General features: G+C 46.5%; 24 protein-coding genes and 1 pseudogene. 24 read left to right on the forward strand and 1 reads right to left on the reverse strand.

All coding sequences use genetic code 11. The annotated features are described in order from the left end of the window. The first annotated feature begins 23 nt into the window (after nt 1–23). The 7 genes from hrcA (at nt 24) to mtaB (ending at nt 7,973) form a co-directional block, all read left to right on the forward strand. Nucleotides 24–1,055, forward strand: coding sequence for a heat-inducible transcriptional repressor HrcA (gene hrcA / locus CXL14_RS10930; RefSeq protein ID WP_003152889.1), 1,032 nt, complete (start codon nt 24–26; stop codon nt 1,053–1,055). 59 nt (nt 1,056–1,114) lie between these two features. Next, nucleotides 1,115–1,690, forward strand: coding sequence for a nucleotide exchange factor GrpE (grpE, locus tag CXL14_RS10935; RefSeq protein WP_003152892.1), 576 nt, complete (start codon nt 1,115–1,117; stop codon nt 1,688–1,690). A 24-nt stretch (nt 1,691–1,714) separates the two neighbouring features. Next, on the forward strand, nt 1,715–3,553 hold the full coding sequence (dnaK, locus tag CXL14_RS10940) for a molecular chaperone DnaK (RefSeq protein WP_007408273.1): 1,839 nt from the start codon (nt 1,715–1,717) through the stop codon (nt 3,551–3,553). Nucleotides 3,554–3,738: 185 nt separating this feature from the next. Further along, complete coding sequence (gene dnaJ / locus CXL14_RS10945; protein WP_003152895.1) at nt 3,739–4,866, forward strand: molecular chaperone DnaJ; 1,128 nt, start codon at nt 3,739–3,741, stop codon at nt 4,864–4,866. A 23-nt stretch (nt 4,867–4,889) separates the two neighbouring features. Beyond that, complete coding sequence (gene prmA / locus CXL14_RS10950; RefSeq protein WP_014418413.1) at nt 4,890–5,825, forward strand: 50S ribosomal protein L11 methyltransferase; 936 nt, start codon at nt 4,890–4,892, stop codon at nt 5,823–5,825. 22 nt (nt 5,826–5,847) lie between these two features. After that, complete coding sequence (locus CXL14_RS10955; RefSeq protein ID WP_014418412.1) at nt 5,848–6,618, forward strand: 16S rRNA (uracil(1498)-N(3))-methyltransferase; 771 nt, start codon at nt 5,848–5,850, stop codon at nt 6,616–6,618. Then, a complete protein-coding gene (gene mtaB / locus CXL14_RS10960) occupies nt 6,618–7,973 on the forward strand; it encodes a tRNA (N(6)-L-threonylcarbamoyladenosine(37)-C(2))-methylthiotransferase MtaB (protein WP_014305444.1) in 1,356 nt (451 codons plus the stop codon). The genes CXL14_RS10955 and mtaB overlap by 1 nt, the downstream gene beginning before the upstream one ends. Before the next feature lie 37 nt (nt 7,974–8,010). Here the strand turns inward: mtaB and CXL14_RS10965 are convergent, their stop codons facing one another. Beyond that, a complete protein-coding gene (locus CXL14_RS10965) occupies nt 8,011–8,937 on the reverse strand; it encodes a Na/Pi symporter (RefSeq protein ID WP_032863561.1) in 927 nt (308 codons plus the stop codon). 171 nt (nt 8,938–9,108) lie between these two features. Between CXL14_RS10965 and rpsU the strand changes: the two genes are divergently transcribed. The 17 genes and pseudogenes from rpsU (at nt 9,109) to glyS (ending at nt 23,950) form a co-directional block, all read left to right on the forward strand. Beyond that, nucleotides 9,109–9,282: a 30S ribosomal protein S21 gene (gene rpsU, locus CXL14_RS10970; protein WP_003152957.1), complete on the forward strand. Its 174-nt coding sequence runs from the start codon at nt 9,109–9,111 to the stop codon at nt 9,280–9,282. Nucleotides 9,283–9,296: 14 nt separating this feature from the next. Then, entirely contained in the window at nt 9,297–9,743 is a 447-nt protein-coding gene (locus tag CXL14_RS10975; RefSeq protein ID WP_007408278.1) for a GatB/YqeY domain-containing protein, read from the forward strand. A gap of 122 nt (nt 9,744–9,865) precedes the next feature. Next, on the forward strand, nt 9,866–11,182 hold the full coding sequence (locus tag CXL14_RS10980; protein ID WP_014418410.1) for an NfeD family protein: 1,317 nt from the start codon (nt 9,866–9,868) through the stop codon (nt 11,180–11,182). Between the two features lie 24 nt (nt 11,183–11,206). After that, complete coding sequence (gene floA / locus CXL14_RS10985) at nt 11,207–12,199, forward strand: flotillin-like protein FloA (RefSeq protein ID WP_014418409.1); 993 nt, start codon at nt 11,207–11,209, stop codon at nt 12,197–12,199. 27 nt (nt 12,200–12,226) lie between these two features. Further along, the gene (locus CXL14_RS10990) at nt 12,227–12,661 is read left to right on the forward strand and encodes a hypothetical protein (RefSeq protein ID WP_014418408.1); all 435 of its coding nucleotides are present in this window, start codon (nt 12,227–12,229) and stop codon (nt 12,659–12,661) included. A 56-nt stretch (nt 12,662–12,717) separates the two neighbouring features. Beyond that, nucleotides 12,718–12,999 (forward strand): sporulation protein YqfC, encoded by a 282-nt coding sequence (yqfC, locus tag CXL14_RS10995; RefSeq protein ID WP_003152966.1) that lies wholly within the window; start codon nt 12,718–12,720, stop codon nt 12,997–12,999. Between the two features lie 17 nt (nt 13,000–13,016). After that, nucleotides 13,017–14,241 (forward strand): annotated as a pseudogene (gene yqfD, locus CXL14_RS11000) (sporulation protein YqfD). Further along, nucleotides 14,205–15,164: a PhoH family protein gene (locus CXL14_RS11005; RefSeq protein WP_007408283.1), complete on the forward strand. Its 960-nt coding sequence runs from the start codon at nt 14,205–14,207 to the stop codon at nt 15,162–15,164. The pseudogene yqfD and the gene CXL14_RS11005 overlap by 37 nt, the downstream one beginning before the upstream one ends. A gap of 80 nt (nt 15,165–15,244) precedes the next feature. After that, on the forward strand, nt 15,245–17,377 hold the full coding sequence (locus CXL14_RS11010) for an HD family phosphohydrolase (RefSeq protein ID WP_014418406.1): 2,133 nt from the start codon (nt 15,245–15,247) through the stop codon (nt 17,375–17,377). After that, nucleotides 17,378–17,851: an rRNA maturation RNase YbeY gene (gene ybeY / locus CXL14_RS11015; protein WP_003152973.1), complete on the forward strand. Its 474-nt coding sequence runs from the start codon at nt 17,378–17,380 to the stop codon at nt 17,849–17,851. Further along, entirely contained in the window at nt 17,832–18,206 is a 375-nt protein-coding gene (locus CXL14_RS11020) for a diacylglycerol kinase family protein (protein ID WP_003152974.1), read from the forward strand. The genes ybeY and CXL14_RS11020 overlap by 20 nt, the downstream gene beginning before the upstream one ends. A gap of 123 nt (nt 18,207–18,329) precedes the next feature. After that, complete coding sequence (locus tag CXL14_RS11025) at nt 18,330–18,740, forward strand: cytidine deaminase (RefSeq protein WP_017418172.1); 411 nt, start codon at nt 18,330–18,332, stop codon at nt 18,738–18,740. Then, the gene (era, locus tag CXL14_RS11030) at nt 18,721–19,626 is read left to right on the forward strand and encodes a GTPase Era (RefSeq protein WP_007408285.1); all 906 of its coding nucleotides are present in this window, start codon (nt 18,721–18,723) and stop codon (nt 19,624–19,626) included. Before CXL14_RS11025 ends, era begins: the two co-directional genes overlap by 20 nt. A 155-nt stretch (nt 19,627–19,781) precedes the next feature. Next, entirely contained in the window at nt 19,782–19,925 is a 144-nt protein-coding gene (locus CXL14_RS11035) for a YqzL family protein (RefSeq protein ID WP_007408286.1), read from the forward strand. Nucleotides 19,926–19,961: 36 nt separating this feature from the next. Further along, nucleotides 19,962–20,729 (forward strand): DNA repair protein RecO, encoded by a 768-nt coding sequence (gene recO / locus CXL14_RS11040; RefSeq protein ID WP_007408287.1) that lies wholly within the window; start codon nt 19,962–19,964, stop codon nt 20,727–20,729. A 301-nt stretch (nt 20,730–21,030) separates the two neighbouring features. Next, nucleotides 21,031–21,918 (forward strand): glycine--tRNA ligase subunit alpha, encoded by an 888-nt coding sequence (gene glyQ / locus CXL14_RS11045; protein WP_003152984.1) that lies wholly within the window; start codon nt 21,031–21,033, stop codon nt 21,916–21,918. Beyond that, a complete protein-coding gene (gene glyS, locus CXL14_RS11050; protein WP_029973407.1) occupies nt 21,911–23,950 on the forward strand; it encodes a glycine--tRNA ligase subunit beta in 2,040 nt (679 codons plus the stop codon). The genes glyQ and glyS overlap by 8 nt, the downstream gene beginning before the upstream one ends. Nucleotides 23,951–24,017: the final 67 nt, after the last annotated feature.

Raw genomic sequence — 24,017 nt, forward strand, 5'->3', positions numbered from 1 at the left:
GAGTGCTAACAGGGGTGATGATGATGTTAACAAATCGTCAGCTGTTGATCCTGCAAGTGATTATTAATGATTTTATACAATCAGCGCAGCCTGTAGGATCAAGAACTCTTTCAAAAAAAGACGAGATTACATTCAGCTCTGCAACGATCAGAAACGAGATGGCTGACTTGGAGGAATTGGGCTTTATTGAAAAAACCCATTCATCCTCAGGACGGATTCCGTCGGAAAAAGGGTACAGGTATTATGTCGATCATTTGCTGTCACCCGTCAAGCTGACAAAAACCGATCTGGATTTAATTCACTCGATATTTAAAGAAAAAATCTTCGAGCTGGAAAAAACAGTCCAAAAATCAGCGCAAATCTTGTCCGATCTGACAAACTACACATCGATTGTCCTCGGGCCGACGCTGAGCGAGAACTATCTTAAACAGATTCAAATCGTTCCGATCCAGCCGGATAAGGCGGTCGCCATCCTCGTCACGAACACGGGGCATGTCGAAAACCGCACTATCAATTTCCCGGCTAAAGTGGATCTGGCCGATATTGAAAAACTGGTCAATATATTAAACGATCGATTAGCGGGCGTGCCGATGGACGAACTGAATGAGCGCATTTTCAAAGAGGTTGTCACATATTTAAGGCAGCATATCGCCAACTATGACAGCATACTTGAATCGCTCCGCTCCACATTCCATCCGGCGGCCCACGTTGAGAAATTATTTTTCGGCGGAAAGATCAACATGCTGAATCAGCCGGAGTTCCATGATATTGAAAGGGTCCGCTCGCTCTTATCTTTAATTGAAAAAGAGCAGGATGTTCTGAAGCTGTTTCAGTCATCAAAAGCCGGGATTTCAATCAAAATCGGCAAAGAAAATGACTACGAAGAAATGGAAAACTGCAGTTTAATCACGGCCACCTATACAGTTGATACGAAACAGATCGGATCAATCGCCATTATCGGGCCGACGCGCATGAATTATTCAAGAGTCGTCAGCCTGCTGCAGCACGTGACTTCGGACTTGTCAAAAGCATTCACAAGTTTGTATGATGAATAAGGGAATTTTGGCAATCATTTTCAGTCATCTTTTTACAGCATTTGAGGGAGGTGAACACAATGTCAGAAGAAAAACAAACCGCAGAACAGGTTGAAGCAGCAGAACAAGAAGAAGTGACAGAACAGGCAGAACAAGCCGCTTCACAAGAGCAGCATGAAGAAACGGCAGGTCAGGAAGAAGCCCTTCAGCACCAAATTGATGAATTGCAGGGTTTGCTTGATGAAAAAGAAAACAAACTTTTGCGTGTTCAAGCAGACTTTGAAAACTATAAACGACGCAGCCGCCTTGAAATGGAAGCTGCTCAGAAATACCGTTCTCAAAACGTCGTAACGGAAATCCTTCCGGCTCTCGACAACTTTGAACGGGCGTTACAGGTAGAAGCTGAAAGCGAGCAGACAAAAAGCTTGCTGCAAGGTATGGAAATGGTCCGCCGCCAGCTGATGGACGCACTTGAAAAAGAAGGCGTTGAAGCCATCGAAGCTGTCGGTCAGGAATTTGATCCGAACCTTCACCAAGCCGTCATGCAGGTGGAAGATGAAAACTTCGGCAGCAATATTGTTATCGAAGAACTGCAAAAAGGCTACAAACTGAAGGATCGCGTCATCCGTCCTTCAATGGTAAAAGTGAATCAATAACTACATAGCAGGAGGTAATTCAAAGTGAGTAAAGTAATCGGAATTGACTTGGGTACGACAAACTCATGTGTGGCAGTGCTTGAAGGCGGAGAGCCTACAGTCATCGCCAACGCTGAAGGAAACCGTACGACTCCGTCAGTCGTTGCATTTAAAAACGGCGAGCGCCAAGTAGGGGAAGTGGCGAAACGCCAATCAATCACAAATCCTAACACAATCATGTCTGTTAAACGCCATATGGGTACTGACTATAAAGTGGAAATCGAAGGAAAAGACTACACGCCTCAAGAAGTGTCAGCTATTATCCTTCAGCATCTGAAAGCATATGCTGAAAGCTACCTCGGCGAAACAGTTTCAAAAGCCGTTATCACGGTTCCTGCATACTTCAACGATGCAGAGCGCCAAGCGACAAAAGATGCCGGTAAAATCGCCGGTCTTGAAGTAGAGCGTATTATCAACGAGCCGACTGCAGCAGCGCTTGCATACGGACTTGATAAAACGGACGAAGACCAAACAATTCTTGTTTACGACCTTGGCGGCGGTACGTTTGACGTATCTGTTCTTGAACTTGGCGACGGCGTGTTTGAAGTCCGTTCAACTGCCGGTGACAACCGTCTTGGCGGGGACGACTTTGACCAAGTCATCATCGATCATCTCGTAGCAGAATTCAAAAAAGAAAACGGCATTGATCTTTCAAAAGACAAAATGGCGCTTCAGCGTTTGAAAGATGCGGCTGAGAAAGCGAAAAAAGATCTTTCCGGCGTATCATCCACACAAATTTCTTTACCGTTTATCACGGCGGGAGAAGCAGGTCCGCTTCACCTTGAGCTGACCCTGACCCGCGCTAAATTCGAAGAGCTTTCCGCTCACCTTGTTGAGCGCACAATGGCTCCTGTCCGTCAGGCTCTTCAAGATGCGGATCTTTCTGCAAGCGAAATCGACAAAGTTATCCTTGTCGGCGGATCAACACGTATTCCTGCCGTACAGGAAGCAATCAAAAAAGAAACGGGTAAAGAAGCGCATAAAGGCGTAAACCCTGATGAAGTTGTAGCGCTGGGTGCAGCGATTCAAGGCGGCGTCATCACGGGAGACGTAAAAGACGTTGTTCTTCTTGACGTTACACCGCTTTCTCTCGGTATTGAAACAATGGGCGGCGTGTTCACGAAACTGATCGACCGCAACACGACAATTCCGACGAGCAAGTCTCAAGTATTCTCAACCGCTGCCGACAACCAAACGGCTGTTGACATTCACGTGCTTCAAGGTGAGCGCCCGATGTCTGCCGACAACAAAACGCTCGGCCGCTTCCAGCTTACTGATATCCCGCCGGCACCGCGCGGCGTACCGCAAATCGAAGTTTCTTTCGATATTGACAAAAACGGTATCGTAAACGTAAGAGCGAAAGACTTAGGCACAGGAAAAGAACAAAACATTACTATCAAATCTTCTTCAGGTCTTTCTGATGATGAGATCGAACGCATGGTAAAAGAAGCGGAAGAAAACGCTGACGCTGATGCGAAGAGAAAAGAAGAAATCGAAGTCCGCAACGAAGCTGACCAGCTTGTGTTCCAAACGGAAAAAACATTAAAAGATCTGGAAGGCAAAGTGGACGAAGAGCAAGTGAAAAAAGCAAACGACGCGAAAGACGCGCTGAAAGCCGCTATCGAGAAAAACGAAATTGAAGACATCAAAGCGAAAAAAGATGAGCTTCAAACAATCGTTCAAGAGCTTTCTATGAAGCTTTATGAAGAAGCTGCAAAAGCGCAGCAGGCTGAAGGCGGAGCAAACGCTGAAGGCAAAAAAGCGGACGACAACGTTGTCGATGCGGAATACGAAGAAGTAAAAGACGACGAAACGAAAAAATAAGTTCTTTCCCGCGTGGCTATAGGCGGAAGAACACACAGCATATTCTGATTCAACAGACAGAAAGTCAAAGTCAGGCATCTCTTGGCTTTGACTTTTTTTCTTGCCCGGGATAAAAGGAATTGAAAAAACATAATTCAAAATGATACAATCTAATTTATGTGAGAAATTCGGGAGAGTGAAGCGAGATGAGTAAGCGTGATTACTATGAAGTGCTTGGGGTAAGTAAGAGCGCTTCAAAGGATGAAATCAAAAAAGCCTATCGGAAGCTTTCAAAAAAATATCATCCTGATATCAATAAAGAATCCGGAGCAGATGAAAAATTCAAAGAGGTAAAAGAAGCGTACGAAGCGCTCTCAGACGACCAAAAACGCGCTCAATATGACCAATTCGGCCATACAGACCCTAACCAGGGATTCGGCGGCGGTTTCGGAGGCGGCGGAGACTTCGGCGGCTTCGGTTTCGATGACATCTTCTCAAGCATCTTCGGAGGCGGCACGAGACGCCGTGACCCGAATGCGCCGCGGCAAGGCGCGGATCTGCAGTATACAATGACCCTGTCATTTGAAGACGCGGCTTTCGGAAAAGAAACGATCATTGAAATTCCGCGCGAAGAGAATTGCGAAACATGTAAAGGGTCTGGCGCGAAGCCGGGAACAAAGCCGGATACGTGCTCGCACTGCGGAGGTTCAGGCCAGCTGAACGTCGAACAGAACACGCCGTTTGGCAAAGTGGTTAACCGAAGAGTCTGCCACCACTGTGAAGGAACAGGAAAAATCATCAAAAACAAGTGTTCTGACTGCGGCGGCACGGGCAAAGTGAAAAAACGGAAAAAAATCAATGTCACGATTCCTGCCGGTGTGGACGACGGACAGCAGCTGCGCGTTCCGGGCCAAGGTGAACCGGGCGTAAACGGAGGGCCGGCGGGAGATCTGTTTGTCGTATTCCATGTGCGCGCCCACGAGTTCTTTGAGCGCGACGGAGACGATATTTATTGCGAAATGCCGTTAACGTTTGCCCAAGCGGCACTCGGAGACGAAGTGGAAGTGCCGACGCTTCACGGAAAAGTGAAATTGAAAATACCTGCCGGCACACAAACCGGCACGAAATTCAGATTAAGAGGCAAAGGCGTTCAGAACGTCCGGGGCTACGGACAAGGCGACCAGCACATTGTCGTCCGCGTCGTCACACCGACGAATCTGACAGATAAACAAAAAGACATCATCCGCGAATTCGCTGAAGTCAGCGGAAACCTGCCGGATGAACAAGAAATGAGTTTCTTTGACAAAGTAAAACGCGCATTTAAAGGCGAGTAATGATTGGATAGGAGTTGGTAGTTTTGAAATGGTCCGAAATCAGCATTCACACAACACATGAAGCGGTCGAACCCATCTCAAATATTTTGCATGAAGCTGGTGCGAGCGGGGTTGTCATCGAAGATCCGCTTGATTTAATGAAAGAGCGTGAGAATGTTTACGGGGAAATCTACCAGCTCGACCCCAATGATTACCCCGATGAGGGTGTCATTGTCAAAGCGTATCTGCCGATCAACAGTTTCCTCGGCGAAACGGTGGACGGCATTAAAGAGACGATTAACAATCTGCTTTTGTACGACATTGATTTGGGCAGAAACAAAATCACCATTTCTGAAGTCAATGAAGAAGAATGGGCGACCGCTTGGAAAAAGTATTATCATCCTGTGAAAATTTCTGAAAAGTTCACGATCGTTCCCACATGGGAAACGTATACACCTGTTCATACAGATGAACTGATTATCGAAATGGACCCGGGTATGGCATTCGGTACGGGAACGCATCCGACAACAGTTCTGTGCATTCAGGCGCTTGAGCGTATCGTTCAAAAAGGCGACCGTATCATTGATGTCGGCACCGGTTCAGGAATTTTAAGCATCGCGGCCGCCATGCTTGAGGCCGAATCGGTTCATGCGTATGACCTTGATCCGGTCGCTGTTGAAAGCGCGCGTCTGAATGTGAAATTGAACAAAGTGAGTGATACGGCCGAAGTGAAGCAGAACAATTTGTTAGACGGCATCACGGGCGAACATGATGTCATTGTCGCAAATATTTTGGCGGAAGTGATTCTCCGCTTTACATCACAGGCGTACGACCTGCTCAAAGACGGAGGCCATTTTATTACTTCAGGCATTATCGGCCAGAAAAAACAGGAAGTAAAAGAAGCGTTGGAAAAAGCCGGCTTTACCATCATAGAAATTCTGTCTATGGAAGATTGGGTCAGCATCATCGCGAAAAAATAACAGTTAGTAGGTGTCACAGCGTATGCAACGATATTTTATCGAGCTCACGAAGCAGGAGATGGACGAAACTCCTGATTTTCAAATCACGGGGGAAGACGTCCACCATATAGCGAACGTCATGAGAATGAGTGCGGGAGACCGGATTATCTGCTGTTCGAAAGACGGCCATGAAGCGTTATGCCTGCTTAAAGAGGTTTCTAAAGATCATATATCATGCAGCATTGCTGAGTGGACGGGTGAAAACCGTGAACTGCCTTTGAAGATCAGGATCGCAAGCGGCCTCCCGAAAGGCGATAAGCTTGAATGGATTATCCAAAAAGGGACCGAGCTGGGGGCAAGTATGTTCATCCCTTTTCAAGGCGCCAGATCCGTCGTTAAGCTTGACGACAAAAAGGCAAAGAAAAAACGGGAGAGATGGGCGAAAATCGCGAAGGAAGCGGCGGAGCAATCGTACCGCAATGAAATTCCCGAAGTGAAAACCGTTTATACGTTCCGGCAGCTGCTTGAAATGGCGGAGAATGTCGATAAATGTGTCGTTGCATACGAGGAGTCATCAAAGCAGGGAGAAACGGGCGCTTTCGCCGCGGAGCTCAAAAGCCTTCCGCAAGGTTCGTCTCTTTTAATCGTATTCGGCCCTGAAGGCGGTCTGACTGAGTCTGAAGTTCATCAGCTTTCAGAAAAAGGCGCCGTCTTATGCGGCCTCGGACCGAGAATTTTACGGACTGAAACTGCGCCTCTTTACGCGTTAAGCGCAGTTTCCTATCATACAGAGTTATTAAGAGGTGATCAGTAATGGCAACTGTTGCTTTTCATACCCTTGGCTGCAAGGTCAACCATTATGAAACAGAAGCAATCTGGCAGCTGTTTAAAGATGCGGGTTATGAACGAAAAGAATTCGAACAGACAGCAGATGTATATGTCATTAATACATGTACGGTAACAAACACGGGAGATAAAAAAAGCCGTCAAGTCATCAGACGGGCGATCCGCCAAAATCCTGACGGCGTCATCTGCGTAACAGGGTGCTATGCGCAAACCTCTCCGGCAGAAATTATGGCCATCCCGGGTGTTGACATCGTCGTCGGCACGCAGGATCGTGAAAAAATGCTCGGTTACATTGAGCAGTACAGGGAAGAGCGCCAGCCGATCAACGGCGTCGGCAATATTATGAAAGCACGCGTGTTTGAAGAGCTGGATGTTCCCGCTTTTACTGACCGCACAAGAGCGTCGTTAAAAATCCAAGAGGGCTGCAACAACTTCTGTACGTTCTGCATTATCCCTTGGGCGCGCGGCCTGCTTCGTTCCCGCGATCCGGAAGAAGTCATTAAACAGGCGCAGCAGCTGGTGGATGCCGGCTATAAAGAAATCGTCCTGACGGGGATTCATACGGGCGGCTACGGCGAAGATATGAAAGATTATAATTTCGCCAAGCTTCTCCGCGAGCTTGATACACGTGTAGAAGGACTGAAGCGGATCAGAATTTCATCTATTGAAGCAAGCCAAATCACTGATGAAGTGATTGAAGTGCTGGATGCGTCTGATAAAATCGTCCGCCACCTTCATATTCCGATTCAGTCAGGATCAAACACCGTTCTGAAACGGATGAGACGCAAATATACGATGGAATTTTTCGCGGACCGTTTAAATAAGCTGAAAGAAGCGCTGCCGGGCCTGGCCGTCACATCTGATGTCATCGTCGGTTTCCCGGGAGAAACGGAAGAAGAATTTATGGAAACATACCGGTTCATTAAAGAACATAAGTTTTCAGAGCTTCACGTATTCCCTTACAGCAAACGCACCGGAACACCTGCGGCCAGAATGGAAGACCAGGTTGACGAGAACGTGAAAAACGAACGGGTGCATAAGCTGATCGCGCTGTCTGACCAGCTTGCAAAAGAATACGCCTCCGATTATGAAGGAGAGGTTCTGGAAATCATTCCGGAAGAGGCGTTTAAAGAGTCTGATGAAGACGGCATGTTCGTCGGCTATACGGACAATTACATGAAAGTCGTCTTCAAAGGCACGGAAGATGTAATCGGCAAACTTGTCAAAGTCAAAATTCAAAAAGCGGGCTATCCGTATAACGAAGGACAATTCGTCCGCGTCGTTGAGGATGAAATGACCCGGAACATGCGCATGTCTTCATAACAGATAAAAAAACCGGTGCCTTCCCGCATCGGTTTTTTTACGGTTTCGGAGGAATCAGCCTGTCAATCAGCCGGTAAAACAAATGTGTGAACGGCAGAAACAATAAGGCGGTGACTACGTTAAATAACAGGCTGAAATGCGCAATCATCTGCGCGGGATCATCAGACAGGCGCTCCGTAAAACCTGCTGATGCGGACAGGAAGGGAAATACGAGCAGCACGCCGAGAATATTAAACACAACGTGAGCACCGGCGGTCTGTCTGGCGGCATAACCGCCTGAAACAGCAGCCATGACGGCCGTGACGCATGTCCCGATATTAGATCCCAGAACGACGCTGACCGCTTGTTCAATGCCGATCACCCCTTCGTTCATAAAACTCATCAAAATGCCGATGCAGACGGAGCTTGAATGAATGATTGCCGTCAATATCATACCGATAAAAAGAGCGGACCAGCTCGAATCATTCACATGTCGCAAAACCTCCGCCCCCGCCTTCATTTCTGTCAGCGGAACGGCGAGCCGGCTGAAGCATGTGATGCAAAAAAAGATGATGCCGAGACCGAGGAAGCTTATGCCGATCTGTCTGAACGGATATTTACGGATGAGGATAAACACAAGGCCTCCGATAAAAAGCACCCAAATGAGCACATCCATTTTTATGGCTAAAAACTCCGTCGTAAACGTGGAGCCGACATTCGTGCCGAGAATCATCGGAATGGTCCGTTTAAAAGATAAAGCGCCTGCGCTGACAAAGCCGATGACAATGACCATGAAGGCTGAGCTGCTCTGAAGAAAACCAGTGAATACGATGCTTATGAGAAAAGCTTTCAAAGGGTGGTCGGTAAATAAGAGCAGGCTCTTCTCAATTTTTGCATAAGTTAATGCGATCAGCCCCTGTCTGAGCAGGCTCATTCCGAGTAAAAAAATCAGGATAAGAGCGGTAAAGAGAATCAGTATCATCAAATGAAACACCCCTTTCCATCATTATATAGACAAGCAGCCTTATTCATGACGGAAAAGTGAGCTCGCTTAGTTGACCTGACTGATGGCTTATATTATAATGTCAAAGTACATGTTTATATATGTATCTTTTTAAAGGTAGTCGATTGGTGTATTCGGAGGGAGGGAAAGAGAATGTCAAAAACGGTCGTTAGAAAAAACGAATCGCTTGAAGATGCTCTTCGTCGCTTCAAACGCAGTGTATCAAAGACAGGTACTTTGCAAGAAGCAAGAAAGCGCGAATTTTATGAAAAACCTAGCGTAAAGCGCAAGAAAAAGTCAGAAGCTGCTAGAAAACGCAAATTCTAAAAGAGGGTGGATTTATGAGTCTTCTTGAGCGACTTAACCAAGATATGAAGCTGTATATGAAAAGCCGTGAGAAAGACAAACTGACTGTCGTTCGAATGGTGAAAGCTTCACTTCAAAACGAAGCAATTAAGCTTAAGAAAGACAGTTTGACCGAGGATGAGGAACTTACTGTCCTATCTCGTGAACTTAAGCAACGTAAAGACTCCCTCCATGAATTTTCAAACGCTAATCGTTTAGATTTAGTAGATAAAGTTCAAAAAGAGCTGGACATTTTAGAAGTTTATTTACCGAAGCAGCTTTCTGAAGAAGAGCTGCAGACAATCGTAAATGAAACCATCGCTGAAGTCGGTGCGAGCTCCAAAGCGGACATGGGCAAAGTGATGAGTGCTATTATGCCTAAAGTAAAAGGTAAAGCTGACGGCAGCGTAATTAACAGACTTGTCAGCAGTCAATTATCTTAATTGACAAGAAAAAAGACATCTTTCCTAGAGAGATGTCTTTTTTTATACATAAAAAAATGAAACTAAAGTACATTTGTTACGTATATAAAGAAGAACGAAACGGGAAGGAGGGTATATTTGCCTTGTTCCGAAAAAAAACCGGAATTGCTGTTGCTCTATTGGGCTTATTTGTATTATCTTTATTAGGGGTTCAATTGAACGCGAAAGCTGATCATCCATCGGTTTATGTCATCCCGGTTGAGAAAAATGTCGAACAGGGGCTCGCCTCGTTTTTATCGCGTTCTTTCAAAGAAGCGAAGGAGTCCGGCGCGTCACACATTATTCTTGACATCAATACACCGGGAGGCGCGGTACAATCAGCCTTGGATATTGCGGATATCATCGGCCGCGCGGATGTGCCTGTTACCGCTTACGTTAATAAACGGGCGCTTTCTGCCGGAGCGTATATAGCGCTTCAGGCAGATGAAATCTATATAGCGCCGGGCGGAAAAATGGGTGCCGCAGCCATCATCGACGGAAAAGGGAACGCGGCGGACAAAAAGGCTCAATCACTGTGGCATGCAGAAATGGAGGACGCAGCGGTTAAAAACAACCGAAATCCGAAATACGCCCTGGCCATGGCAGATCCCGCCATCAATGCAAAGGAAGCGGGCGCCCCAAAGGGAAAACTGCTGACACTGACAGCTGAAAAAGCCAAGGAAGTCGGATATTCGGAGGGCACGGTTTCAGACCTTGATGCTTTATATACAAAGCTCGGTTTTGACAAAGCGGATGTTCACCATGCAGAAGAAGGTTTCGTCGGCAAACTGGGCAGATGGCTGACAAATCCGTTTGTTGTCCCCGTCTTATTAACGCTTGCTTTGCTTGGTTTGACCATTGAATTGTTCTCGCCGGGCCTCGGAATACCGGGTGCCGTCGGACTGACGGCCATGCTGCTGTTTTTCACCGGGCATATCGCTGCCGGATTTGCCGGCTATGACAGCGTATTCTTATTTTGCGCGGGCTTGGTTTTTATCCTTTTAGAGATATTTCTGCCCGGAGGCATAATCGGTCTTATCGGTATTGCAGGCGTCATCGCGAGCCTCTTTCTCGCTGCGGGCAGCTTTACCGTAATGGCGGTTTCTCTCTTGATCGCCTTTGCTGTATCTATTACAGCCTTTATCATATTAACAAGGGTGTTGGGGAAACGAATGAAATTCTTTAAAAAATTAATATTAACTGATTCAACAAGCACGGAGAGCGGTTATGTTTCAAATCAGAACCGGACGGAGCTGTTGGGAAAAGTCGGCATTACCGCTACAGCCCTCAGACCGTCAGGCACCGTCATTATTGATGATGAACGTCTGGATGTCGTCTCGGAAGGATCATTCACTGAAAAAGACAGACAGGTGAAAGTAGTGAAAGCGGAAGGCTCACGCATTGTCGTGAGAGAAATATAGATGACAACCTTGAGGAGGAATTAGATGGAACTGTCAAGTTTGGCGATTTTAGCATTAGTTGCTGCTGCCATTATTGTGTTAGCCATATTCTTCACCTTTGTACCGGTGATGCTATGGATTTCGGCGCTTGCGGCAGGAGTCAGAATCAGCATTTTTACTTTGGTCGGGATGAGGCTGCGGCGCGTCATACCAAGCCGCGTTGTCAATCCGTTAATTAAAGCGCACAAAGCCGGCCTATCCGCAACAACAAATCAGCTCGAAAGCCATTATCTGGCCGGAGGTAATGTCGACAGGGTGGTCAATGCCCTGATTGCGGCACAGCGCGCCAATATTGAGCTGACATTTGAACGCTGCGCAGCCATTGACCTGGCCGGGCGTGACGTATTGGAAGCCGTACAGATGAGCGTCAATCCGAAGGTCATTGAAACACCGTTTATCGCGGGTGTCGCCATGGACGGAATTGAAGTAAAAGCAAAAGCCAGAATCACGGTAAGAGCCAATATCGAGCGCCTTGTCGGAGGAGCGGGAGAAGAGACGGTTGTCGCCCGTGTCGGAGAAGGGATTGTCTCGACAATCGGTTCTTCTCACAATCATAAAAAAGTGCTTGAAAACCCTGATATGATTTCGCAGACCGTACTTGGCAAAGGGCTGGATTCAGGCACCGCATTTGAAATTCTTTCGATTGACATCGCCGACGTTGATATCGGCAAAAACATCGGAGCGATTCTTCAGACGGATCAGGCAGAAGCAGACAAAAACATTGCGCAGGCCAAAGCCGAAGAGCGCCGCGCCATGGCGGTCGCCCAAGAGCAGGAAATGCGCGCTCGCGTAGAAGAAATGCGTGCGAAAGTCGTGGAAGCAGAAGCCGAAGTGCCGCTTGCGATGGCAGAAGCGTTGCGTGAAGGAAACATCGGCGTCATGGACTATATGAACATAAAAAATATCGACGCGGATACGGACATGAGGGATTCTATCGGCAAGCTGACGAATGACCAGCAAGATGAAGACCAACAATAACCTCTCTATTAAGGAGGGAGCCGCTATATGCACGAGATTCTGACAAATCCGCTCGTCATTGCCGCCGTCATCGGCATTATATCGGCAATATTCGGCAAGAAAAACAAAGATGAAAAACGTCCGCCGGGTACACGTCCCGGAAATCAGGCAAAAAAGCAGGATCAAAAACAGCCGCAGAAAGAGCATAAGCCGGAAGCGGAAGAATTGCCTGCCGTTTCAAAAGAGAACCCTTTTGAGCAAAAAAGAAGGGAAGCTGAAAAGCGCCTAGCGGAGACGGAGCAGATGTTTAACGGGCTTGAACATAAGCTGACATCCGCACGCGCACGAAACGCGTCTCTGAAGAAATCAGCCCTCAAAATAAATAAAGAAACTGCGGTCCAAGGCATTATATTCAGTGAGGTTTTGGGTCCGCCCCGTGCAAAAAAACCGCACCGGACCATGCGGAACATCGGTAAAAAATAAAGTGTTAGAACCCCTTTTCAAATCATACATATGAGATGAAAGGGGGTTCTTTTTTTATGGGGCAAAGAAAGAATCGTGTAAAGGCATGGCTGACAAGAGCATTGGAAATTCCCCCGGACGTTATGATGGATCTGCCTCGTATTACGATGGTCGGCAGACTTCATATCTACATAGAGAATCACAGAGGCCTCCTGCTGTTCAGCGAAGAAGAAGTCAGGCTGATGCTCAAGCAGGGGCAATGTATCATATCAGGAAAAAACTTGGTCATTAAGGCAATCCTTCCTGAAGAAATTCTTTTGGAAGGCACGATAGATCACGTACGATATGTCGATTCATAAAGCCGGGGGGAAATAATGTGAAAAACAAATGGCTGTCATTTTTTTCGGGTAAAGTCCAAGTAGAAGTCAAAGGAAAAGGGATTGAACGGCTGCTGAATGAATGCACGAGAAACGGAATCGCCATCTTTGCGGTGAAAAAAAAGCAAGACTGTGTCCTGCTGATGATTCAGCTTCAGGATGTACATGCTTTCAGAAGAGTCATCAGAAAACATGAATGCAAAGCAAGCTTTACAAAAAGAAAGGGTCTTCCCTTTCTGCTTCTCAAATCAAAATTAAACCTGGGCTTCACTGCGGGATTTGTGATATTTTTTGTTATATTATTTCTTTTGTCCAACATGATTTGGGAAATTGATATTAAAGGGGCCAAGCCCGAAACCGAGCATCAGATGGTAAAGCACCTTGAAGAAATCGGTGTGAAAAAAGGCCGTTTGCAATTTTTAATGATGACGCCGGAGAAAATTCAAAAATCATTAACAAACGGTATCGATAATATTACGTGGGTCGGTGTGGAATTGAACGGGACAGCCCTTCATATGAAAGTGGTCGAAAAAAACGAACCGACAAAAGAAAAGTACGTGAGCCCCCGCCATATCGTTGCCAAAAAGAAGGCGGTCATCAAAAGGATGTTCGTGCAAAAGGGGCAGCCGATGGCTTTTGTGAACGATCATGTTGACAAAGGACAGCTCCTCGTCTCAGGACTGATCGGAAATGAAGACCGGAAAGTCGCCTCAAAAGCGGAAATTTACGGAGAAACATGGTACAAGTCAGAAGTAACCGTGCCTCTTGAAACATCATTTACGCTATATACGGGTAAAGTAAGGACGAAGCACAAGCTGTCTTTCGGATCATGGGGCGTGCCTTTTTGGGGCTTTGAATTTAATGAGAAGCCGCTGAAACAGCCGAAAACAGAGGAAGAAAAGCATCCGTTTCAATTTCTGGGGATGAAGCTTCCGGTTTCTTACGTTCAAGAACAGACAAGAGAAAGTGAAACATCCGTGCGGACTTATACGAAAGGCGAAGCGGTTCAGGCCGGTATCAAAATGGGAAGACAAGATGTAGAAAAGCGATTAAACGGCAGCGGAGAGGTGGAAAGTGAAAAAGTTTTGCACCAATCCGTTGAGAATGGTAAAGTAAAGTTGATTATTCTCTACCAAGTTATAGAAGATATCGTTCAAACCACACCTATTGTTCAGGGAGACTAAAGAATGGCAGAACATTTACTTGCGATTAATCACAAACTGAAAAGCCCGGACGAAGCACTTTCTTTGTTCGGCAGCCAAGATGCTTTTTTACATTTAATGGAGAAGGATCTGGGCATTAGCCTCATCACACGCGGTGAAACCATTTACGTTTCCGGGAATGATGAAACATTTGAGATCGCTGACAGATTATTGGGCTCGCTCCTTACTTTAATTCGCAAGGGGATCGAGATTTCGGAACGTGATGTGCTGTATGCCGTGAAAATGGCAAAAAAAGATGAACTGGACTATTTTGAAAGCATGTATGAAGAGGAAATAACGAAAACGGCAAAAGGCAAACCGATCCGTGTCAAAACCATCGGCCAAAGAGAATATGTGGCGGCGATGAAGAAAAACGACATGGTGTTCGGCATCGGGCCGGCGGGAACCGGCAAAACTTATTTGGCGGTCGTAAAAGCGGTGCATGCTTTAAAAAACGGCCACATTAAAAAAATCATTTTAACAAGACCCGCTGTGGAAGCCGGCGAGAGCCTCGGCTTTCTGCCCGGAGATTTAAAGGAAAAAGTAGATCCTTATCTGCGCCCGCTGTATGACGCGCTCCATGATGTGCTCGGAAGCGATCATACTGAGCGTCTTATGGAAAGAGGGGTTATCGAAATCGCCCCGCTTGCCTATATGAGAGGGCGGACGCTTGACGACGCGTATGTGATTCTTGATGAAGCCCAGAATACCACTCCCGCTCAAATGAAAATGTTTTTGACGAGATTGGGTTTTGGCTCTAAAATGATCATTACGGGCGACGTAAGCCAAATTGACCTGCCGAAAGGCGTCACATCGGGACTTGCAGTAGCGAAGGACATGCTGAAGGACGTAAACGGCATCTCCGTGATTGAACTTGACCAGACAGATGTGGTCAGGCATCCGCTTGTTGCAAAAATTATTGAAGCTTATGATAAGCAAAAGTAATGCAAAAATGACCCGATCTCCCGTTATCGGGTCATTTTTATATGATGTGTTCCTGATGTTTCAGGGAGGAGGTTCTTGTTTTGAAAAAGAAGGGAAAGGGCAAAAGCGCCCGAGAACGGTTCCGCAGTTTCAGACATGCCCGCTCAGCCCATGTGCTGCTGTACCTGCTGCTTTCAGCGATCATGTTTGGTTTGCTCTTTATTCATGTAAAACCTGAATCACTTAATTTGGATTTGTTTGCAGTCAGTGATAAGACGATTTACGCGCCCGCCACAGTGGAAGATCAGCAGGCGACGGAATCGAAAAAGCAGGCGGCCGAAGATGCGGTGGAAGATCAATACACTCTGAAAAAAGGCTATACCGACAACCGGCTTGACCTGATTACTTCCATTTTTGACAGCATCGGCGAAGTGAAAAAAGATGCGGAAAAAGACAAAAAGTCACCTTCGGAAAAATCACTGGTAAAATCGGTGAAAAACAAGCTGACACAGGATGTCAATGAATCCGTCTCGGAAGATGCCATTAAATCGCTTCTCCATGCAAACAATGAAGATTTCTCATTTGTGAGGGATTCCGTCATTACCGCGGTGAATACGGTGATGAGCAGTGAAATTCCTTCTGAAAAGCTTGCCGAAGCGAAGGATAAGGTCGCAAAAGAGCTGAAAAGCGCTTCTGTGCCGTCAAAATATTTAGCGGCTGCGACTGAAATCGGAAAATACGCAGTCATCCCGAATTATGTATTTGATCCGAAAGCGACGGATGAAAAACGCCAGGAAGCGTCAGACAGCGTCCAGCCGGTACAGATCAAACAAGGACAGGTTCTCGTGGAAGAGAATGATCTGATCGACCGGGAAGTATACAGGAAGCTCGAACTGACGGGGCTTTTGAATAATTCCAACCTGTTAAAACCGATCAGCGGTCTCCTTCTGATGATCGGGCTGTTTATTGCCACGCTTGTCTACTATTTTGAGAAACAGCAGCAGGAGCTTAAGCTGAAAAATAAATCTCTTTTGCTGTTTTCTATCATTACAACGCTTATTCTCGTCATTATGGAAGTCGTCAGTCTCTTTCAGAAGATTGAATACACCAATATCGGCTATCTTGTGCCGATCGCCGCCGGCGCGATTTTAATCAGGCTGCTGCTCAATGAAAGGCTCGCCATTTTAGGAAGCATCATTCTGGCGATCTGCGGCAGTATGATGTTTAATCAGGGTGTGACGGGAACATTTAATTACGTCATCGGCATTTACTATTTAATCAGCAGCATTTCAGGCATTCTGTTTTTGGGAAAACATAATGCGAGATCAAAAATATTGCAGGCGGGACTGTTCGTCTCATTTATTAATATGATTATCGTGCTGTCGCTTTTATTAATACAAAATACGGCGCTGTCACCGGTTGAAATCGGAACGCTGATGCTGATGGGGGCCGTCTCGGGACTTGCTTCATCCGTTCTGATTATCGGTCTGATGCCGTTTTTTGAGACGGGATTCGGCATTCTTTCAACGATGAGGCTGATTGAACTGTCTAATCCGAATCATCCCCTGCTTCGAAAGATTTTAACGGAAACACCCGGTACATATCATCACAGCGTCATGGTGGCAAATCTGTCGGAAGCGGCTTGTGAAGCCGTAGGGGCAAACGGTCTTTTAGCACGGGTCGGAGCGTATTATCACGATCTCGGCAAAACGAAACGTCCGCAATATTTTATTGAAAATCAGATGAATATGGATAATCCGCATGACAAGCTGTCTCCGCAGCTCAGCAAAAATATCATTATCGCACATACGACAGACGGTGCGAATATGCTCAGAAGCTATAAGTTTCCGAAAGAGCTTGTGGATATCGCGGAGCAGCATCACGGAACGTCCCTTTTGAAATTCTTTTATTATAAAGCGAAAGAAAAGGGCGACCAGATTACTGAGAAAGAGTTCCGCTACCCGGGGCCGAAGCCGCAATCGAAAGAAGCGGCTATTATCTCAGTGGCCGACAGCGTTGAAGCCGCCGTCCGTTCCATGCATAATCCCAATCCCGAGCGGATCGAAAAACTGGTGCGGGGAATTATATCCGATAAGCTTCAGGACGGACAATTCTCAGAATGTGATCTCACGTTCCGAGAACTGGATACGATCGCAAAAACACTATGTGCGACTTTAAAAGGAATTTTCCACTCCCGGATTGAATATCCGGAGGCTACGAAGAAGGTGAAATAAATGGGTTTACTCATAGATATTGTTGATGAAACGAACAGCGTCTCAGCTGATGCGCTCCAAGAAGTGGAGAAGCTGCTCCAATTCGCGGCGGAAAAAGAAGGCGTTCAGGATCAGGCTGAAGTATCGGTCACGATTGTGACAAATGAAGAAATCAGAGAAATCAACAGAGACTACCGGGGAAAAGACACTCCGACTGACGTCATTTCGTTTGCGCTTGAAGAAGAAGGCGAGGACGAGGTTGAAATCGTAGGCGCCGACATGCCGCCTGTTTTAGGAGATATTATCATCAGCGCAGACAGAACGAAAGAGCAGGCGGAAGAGTACGGCCATTCGTTTATGAGAGAGCTCGGTTTTCTGGCCGTCCACGGCTTTTTGCATTTGCTTGGCTATGATCACATGACAAAAGAAGAAGAGGAAGAAATGTTTTCAAAGCAAAAGGATTTGCTGGATGAGTATGGACTCACGAGATCATAAAAACGAGTGGAGCAGGTTCCTGAAGAGCTTTGTCCATGCATGGAGGGGAATCTGGAAAACGGCGCGGTCAGAGCGGAATTTTCAATTTCATATTACCGCGGCCTGTGCCGTTATCGTTTGCGGTTTTCTCACCGGGCTGAGCACAGCCGAATGGGCCGTTGTTTTGGTGCTGATCGGAGGGATGCTTGCTTTGGAGCTTTTAAATACGGCGATAGAGCATGTTGTGGATTTAGTTACCGATCAGTATCACCCGCTCGCAAAAGCGGCAAAGGACGCGGCCGCCGGAGCCGTTTGCGTCTTTGCCGTGATATCGTGTATCATTGGTTTACTCATCTTCTTGCCGAAGATATGTTAGCAGAAGATTCTTACAATTATTTTACATTGCCAAAAATGGGCGTGAAAAACCAATCATAATTATGTAAAATAAAAGTGACAGCGGTATCATACAGGATAAAGGTAAGAGAGGAATTAAGTACACATGAACAGACAAGAATTGATTGCAGAAGCATTAAAAGCGCGGGACACAGCGTATGTGCCGTATTCAAATTTCAGAGTGGGAGCCGCTCTTCTTACCAAAGACGGAAAAGTGTACAGAGGCTGCAACATTGAAAATGCGGCATACAGCATGTGCAACTGTGCTGAACGCACGGCGATATTCAAAGCTGTTTCCGAGGGGGATACGGAATTTACGATGCTCGCCGTGGCTGCGGATACTCCGGGACCGGTTTCGCCGTGCGGAGCCTGCAGACAAGTAATTTCCGAGCTGTGCTCAAAGGATATGCTTGTTATTCTGACCAACTTACAAGGACAAATAAAAGAAATGACTGCGGAAGAATTATTGCCGGGCGCATTTTCATCGGAGGATTTACATGACGAACGAAAGCTTTAAATCAGGATTTGTATCTATCATCGGAAGGCCGAATGTAGGAAAGTCTACCTTTTTAAACAGGGTCATCGGTCAAAAGATCGCCATCATGAGCGACAAACCCCAGACGACAAGAAATAAAGTCCAAGGGGTGCTGACAACCGGCACGTCGCAGACCATTTTTATTGATACACCGGGCATTCACAAACCAAAGCACAAGCTTGGCGACTTTATGATGAAAGTGGCCCAGAATACGCTGAAAGAAGTTGACTTGGTGTTATTTATGATTAACGCCGAAGAAGGGTACGGAAAAGGCGACGAGTTTATCATTGAAAAGCTCGGACAGACGTCCACGCCGGTCTTTCTGATCGTAAACAAAATTGATAAGATCCACCCCGACCAGCTGCTTCTTTTAATTGATGAGTACCGTACGCGCTATCCGTTTAAGGAAATCGTGCCGATCTCAGCTTTGGAAGGGAACAACGTCGAAACCCTTCTCGCGCAGATTGAAGCGTATTTACCGGAAGGGCCTCAGTTCTATCCGAGCGATCAGGTGACTGACCATCCCGAGCGGTTCATTATTTCTGAACTGATCAGGGAAAAGGTGCTCCATCTGACAAGGGAAGAAGTGCCGCACAGCATCGCTGTCGCTATCGAGTCCATTAAAGGGCAGGAAAACGGCTCTGTCCATGTCGCCGCCACGATTGTGGTCGAGCGGGATTCTCAAAAAGGCATCGTCATCGGCAAAAAAGGAGCGCTTCTGAAAGAAGTCGGCAAAAGAGCGCGGGCTGATATTGAAGCTCTTTTGGGCTCACGCGTTTACCTGGAATTATGGGTGAAGGTGCAGAAGGACTGGCGGAATAAAATGTCTCAGCTGCGTGATTTCGGCTTCAAAGAGGATGAATATTAATTCATCTAAGGCGCATGCCTGAGGTGTGAGATTACCTCACAGAAGCAGGGATTCGTTAGCAAAATTTGTTTAACATGAAAAGGAGGACATCAGGTCAAGATAAGGGTAAGAATTTGGATTGCAAAGCTAGTTTAATGATGAAAGGTGGGTTTTTTGTGTTGAATTTTACCTGGAACGTATTTTCTCAAACAGGAAGTGTTGATACGTACCTTCTTTTTAAAGAACTGGAAAAAGAGAACCTGGAAAGACCCGAAGAACCGGAAGATGAGCTAGCCCGAATTGATTTTCCAATTTTGTAAACCTCTTGGCCCCTCCCGTTGTTGGAAGGTGCGGAAATGCTGACTAAATGTGAAGGAATCGTGCTCCGTACGAATGACTACGGGGAGACGAATAAAATCGTGACATTGCTGACGAGGGAACACGGCAAAATCGGCGTCATGGCAAGGGGCGCCAGGAAGTCAGCCAGCCGGCTGTCAGCAGTCAGCCAGCCGTTTTTGTACGGGTCATTTTTAATGCAAAGAACATCCGGACTCGGCACGCTCCAGCAGGGTGAAATGATTCTCAGCATGAGAACGATCAGAGAAGATTTATTTTTGACGGCGTATGCCGCTTTTATCGCTGAACTCACTGACAAAGGAACGGAAGAGAAGAAACCGAACCCCTATTTATTCGAATTGATTCTCGAATCCTTTAAGAGGCTGAATGACGGGACTGACCCGGACGTGATCACCTTCATCGTGCAGATGAAAATGCTCGGCGTCATGGGGCTGTATCCGGAGCTGAATCATTGTGTCCACTGCAAAAGCGGGGAAGGGACGTTTCATTTTTCGATAAGAGATAACGGGTTTATCTGCCACCGCTGCTTTGAAAAGGATCCGTACAGAGTTCCGATTTCGCCGCAAACGGCAAGGCTGCTAAGGCTTTTTTATTACTTTGATATCGGAAGGCTCGGCAGCGTCTCGTTAAAACAGGAAACCAAAAACGAAATTAAACGGGTCATTGATCTGTATTACGAGGAATACTCAGGACTTTATTTAAAGTCAAAACGGTTTTTAGATCAGATGGAAAGCATGAAGAACCTTTTGGATGAAAACAAAAGTTGACATTCTGCCCATCTTTTTATATGATCATTTATTATAAAATATGTTGCAGTGACAGAAAGAAGTACTTGCGTCCAACTCATACAAGCGACCTTAGGGCAGTGTAAGCTAAGGATGAGCGCGCAACGAAAGGCATTCTCGAGCAACCCTTTAAAAAGAGGCTGAGTGATTCACATCCTCAGCAACTAGGGTGGAACCGCGGGAGAACTCTCGTCCCTATGTTTGCGGCCGGCAAGCATAGAGACGGGAGTTTTTTGGTTGCCGCCGCACTTGTAAAAGAATGGAGAAAGTGGAGGTGCTTGAAATGAACATTCAAGATATGATTTTAACCTTGCAGAAGCACTGGTCGAATGAAGGCTGTGTGCTCATGCAGTCGTATGATGTAGAGAAAGGCGCAGGCACAATGAGCCCGTATACATTTTTACGAAGCATCGGGCCGGAACCGTGGAGAGTGGCTTACGTTGAGCCGTCCAGACGGCCTGCGGACGGACGGTACGGTGAAAACCCGAACAGGCTCTATCAGCATCACCAATTCCAAGTCATTATCAAGCCGTCGCCTGATAACATTCAAGAGCTTTACCTTGATTCATTGCGTGCGCTCGGCATTGACCCGCTTGAACATGATATCCGTTTCGTAGAAGACAACTGGGAAAACCCGTCTTTAGGCTGTGCAGGTCTCGGCTGGGAAGTATGGCTTGACGGGATGGAAATTACTCAGTTTACATACTTCCAGCAGGTGGGCGGAATTGAATGTAAACCGGTATCTGTTGAGATCACGTATGGTATTGAACGTCTCGCGTCATATATTCAGGACAAAGAAAACGTCTTTGATCTTGAATGGACGTCAGGATTTACTGTGAAAGATTTATTTATGATGGCTGAATATGAGCATTCCGTTTATACTTTTGAAACATCTGACGTGGATATGCTTTTCCATTTGTTCAGCACCTATGAAAAAGAAGCGATCAGACAAATGGATAACGGGCTCGTGCATCCGGCCTATGATTATGTGCTGAAATGCTCTCACACATTTAATCTGCTCGATGCAAAAGGCGCGATCTCGGTGACAGAGCGGACGGGTTATATCGGCCGTGTCCGCAACTTAGCGAGAAAAGTGGCAAAAACGTATTATGAAGAACGGGAAAAATTAGGGTTCCCAATGCTTAAAGAGGAGGGCTCTTCCCATGAGTAAACAAGACTTGCTTTTAGAGATCGGACTCGAGGAAATGCCGGCGCGGTTTTTACATGACAGCATGGTGCAGCTCGGTGAAAAGCTGACCGGCTGGCTGGCTGAAAAAAATATCGCCCATGGCGAAGTGAAACTTTTTAATACGCCGAGACGTCTGGCAGTATATATAAAAGACGTAGCAGAAAAACAGGCTGATATTCAGGAAGAAGCAAAAGGCCCTGCGAAAAAAATCGCTCTGGATGCTGACGGAAACTGGACAAAAGCCGCTATCGGATTTTCAAAAGGCCAAGGCGCCGGAGTGGATGACCTGTATATAAAAGATGTAAACGGCACGGAATATGTCTTCGTTCAAAAATTCCAGGCGGGACAAGAGACGAAGACACTTTTACCGCAGCTGGAAAATTTGATTGCCGGAATGCATTTTCCGAAAAACATGCGCTGGGGCACGCAGGATCTGCGCTATATCCGTCCGATCAAATGGATTGCCGCCCTCTTTGGAAAAGACGTCATTCCGTTTGAAATCACAAATGTCGAGACGGGCCGGAACACGCAGGGACACCGCTTTCTCGGCCAAGAAGTATCTGTTGATGCGCCGTCATCATACGAAAAGCTGCTGAAAGAACAAAGCGTCATTGCTGACCCGAAAGAACGCAAACAAATGATCCAAAGCCAGCTGGACGCGCTTGCGGCCGAGAAGAAATGGAACATTCCGATCGATGAGGACCTGCTGAACGAAGTCAACCATCTGGTGGAATACCCGACGGCGCTTTACGGATCTTTTGAATCCGAGTTTCTTTCTATCCCTGAAGAAGTGCTTGTGACAACAATGAAAGAGCATCAGCGCTACTTCCCGGTAAAAGATGAAAACGGGAATCTGCTGCCTCATTTTATTACGGTAAGAAACGGGAACAGCCATGCAATTGAAAATGTTGCCCGCGGAAACGAGAAAGTGCTGAGAGCAAGGCTTTCAGATGCTGCGTTCTTCTACAAAGAAGACCAAAAGCTGAACATTGATGAAAACGTGAAGAAACTGGAAAATATCGTTTTCCATGAAGAGCTCGGCTCCCTTGGAGATAAAGTAAGAAGAGTGGCCGCCATTGCGGGCAAACTTGCCGTCCGCCTGAAAGCGGATGAACAGACGCAAAAACTTGTGAAGCGCGCCGCAGAGATTTCTAAATTTGACCTGGTTACACATATGATCTATGAGTTCCCTGAGCTTCAAGGCGTAATGGGAGAAAAATATGCGCGCATGCTCGGTGAAGATGATGCCGTCGCTGCCGCTGTCAATGAGCACTATATGCCGAGAGCGGCCGGGGGAGAAGTGCCTTCAACCTTTACCGGCGCGGTCGTGGCGTTAGCTGATAAACTGGATACGATTGCTTCCTTCTTCAGCATTGACGTAATTCCGACAGGTTCTCAGGATCCGTACGGATTGCGCCGTCAGGCAAGCGGCATCGTTTCCATTCTGATCGACCGCAATTGGGGCATTTCGTTTAAAGAGCTGCTGTCATTGACAGAAACGGAAAAAGAAAATGAGCTCCTCGATTTCTTTACACAGCGTCTGAAATACGTCTTAAACGCTGAAGACATCCGTCATGACGTTATTGAAGCCGTTCTGGACAGCACAGAGCTTGAGCCGTATGCAGCCGTTCATAAGGCAAGAGTGCTTGAGAAGCACCTCGGCACACCCGGCTTTAAAGAAACGGCTGAATCACTCGGCCGGGTTATCTCTATCAGCAAAAAAGGCGAGAGCCGGGATATCAAGCCGGATCTGTTTGAAAATGAACAGGAGAAAAAGCTGTTTGACGCTTATCAAAAAACAAAAGACAGTGTCGCGGAAAGCTTTGCCTCCAAAAACTATGAACAGGCGCTTGATGTGCTCAGCGGATTAAAGGAGCCGATTGAAGACTACTTTAATCACACGATGGTAAATGCGGACGATGAAGCATTAAAAACCAACCGTTTAGCGCAAATGACCGCTCTTGCAGATGTGATCAAGTCTTTTGCTAATATGAATCATCTTATTGTAAAATAAAGAAAAAGACGGTTGCTGTGTGATCGGCAATCGTCTTTTCCCCTTTTACATAAACATCACAGAATGA

It is taken from the genome of Bacillus sp. SJ-10 (assembly GCF_002843505.1).
Lineage (GTDB): Bacteria > Bacillota > Bacilli > Bacillales > Bacillaceae > Bacillus > Bacillus velezensis.

Coding starts and splice junctions, on each gene's coding strand:
- hrcA (WP_003152889.1), top strand. CDS start 24: ATGTTAACAAATCGTCAGCTGTTGATCCTGCAAGTGATTATTAATGAT.
- grpE (WP_003152892.1), top strand. CDS start 1,115: ATGTCAGAAGAAAAACAAACCGCAGAACAGGTTGAAGCAGCAGAACAA.
- dnaJ (WP_003152895.1), top strand. CDS start 3,739: ATGAGTAAGCGTGATTACTATGAAGTGCTTGGGGTAAGTAAGAGCGCT.
- CXL14_RS10955 (WP_014418412.1), top strand. CDS start 5,848: ATGCAACGATATTTTATCGAGCTCACGAAGCAGGAGATGGACGAAACT.
- mtaB (WP_014305444.1), top strand. CDS start 6,618: ATGGCAACTGTTGCTTTTCATACCCTTGGCTGCAAGGTCAACCATTAT.
- rpsU (WP_003152957.1), top strand. CDS start 9,109: ATGTCAAAAACGGTCGTTAGAAAAAACGAATCGCTTGAAGATGCTCTT.
- CXL14_RS10975 (WP_007408278.1), top strand. CDS start 9,297: ATGAGTCTTCTTGAGCGACTTAACCAAGATATGAAGCTGTATATGAAA.
- floA (WP_014418409.1), top strand. CDS start 11,207: ATGGAACTGTCAAGTTTGGCGATTTTAGCATTAGTTGCTGCTGCCATT.
- CXL14_RS10990 (WP_014418408.1), top strand. CDS start 12,227: ATGCACGAGATTCTGACAAATCCGCTCGTCATTGCCGCCGTCATCGGC.
- yqfC (WP_003152966.1), top strand. CDS start 12,718: ATGGGGCAAAGAAAGAATCGTGTAAAGGCATGGCTGACAAGAGCATTG.
- CXL14_RS11005 (WP_007408283.1), top strand. CDS start 14,205: ATGGCAGAACATTTACTTGCGATTAATCACAAACTGAAAAGCCCGGAC.
- ybeY (WP_003152973.1), top strand. CDS start 17,378: ATGGGTTTACTCATAGATATTGTTGATGAAACGAACAGCGTCTCAGCT.
- CXL14_RS11020 (WP_003152974.1), top strand. CDS start 17,832: ATGGACTCACGAGATCATAAAAACGAGTGGAGCAGGTTCCTGAAGAGC.
- CXL14_RS11025 (WP_017418172.1), top strand. CDS start 18,330: ATGAACAGACAAGAATTGATTGCAGAAGCATTAAAAGCGCGGGACACA.
- era (WP_007408285.1), top strand. CDS start 18,721: ATGACGAACGAAAGCTTTAAATCAGGATTTGTATCTATCATCGGAAGG.
- recO (WP_007408287.1), top strand. CDS start 19,962: ATGCTGACTAAATGTGAAGGAATCGTGCTCCGTACGAATGACTACGGG.
- glyQ (WP_003152984.1), top strand. CDS start 21,031: ATGAACATTCAAGATATGATTTTAACCTTGCAGAAGCACTGGTCGAAT.
- glyS (WP_029973407.1), top strand. CDS start 21,911: ATGAGTAAACAAGACTTGCTTTTAGAGATCGGACTCGAGGAAATGCCG.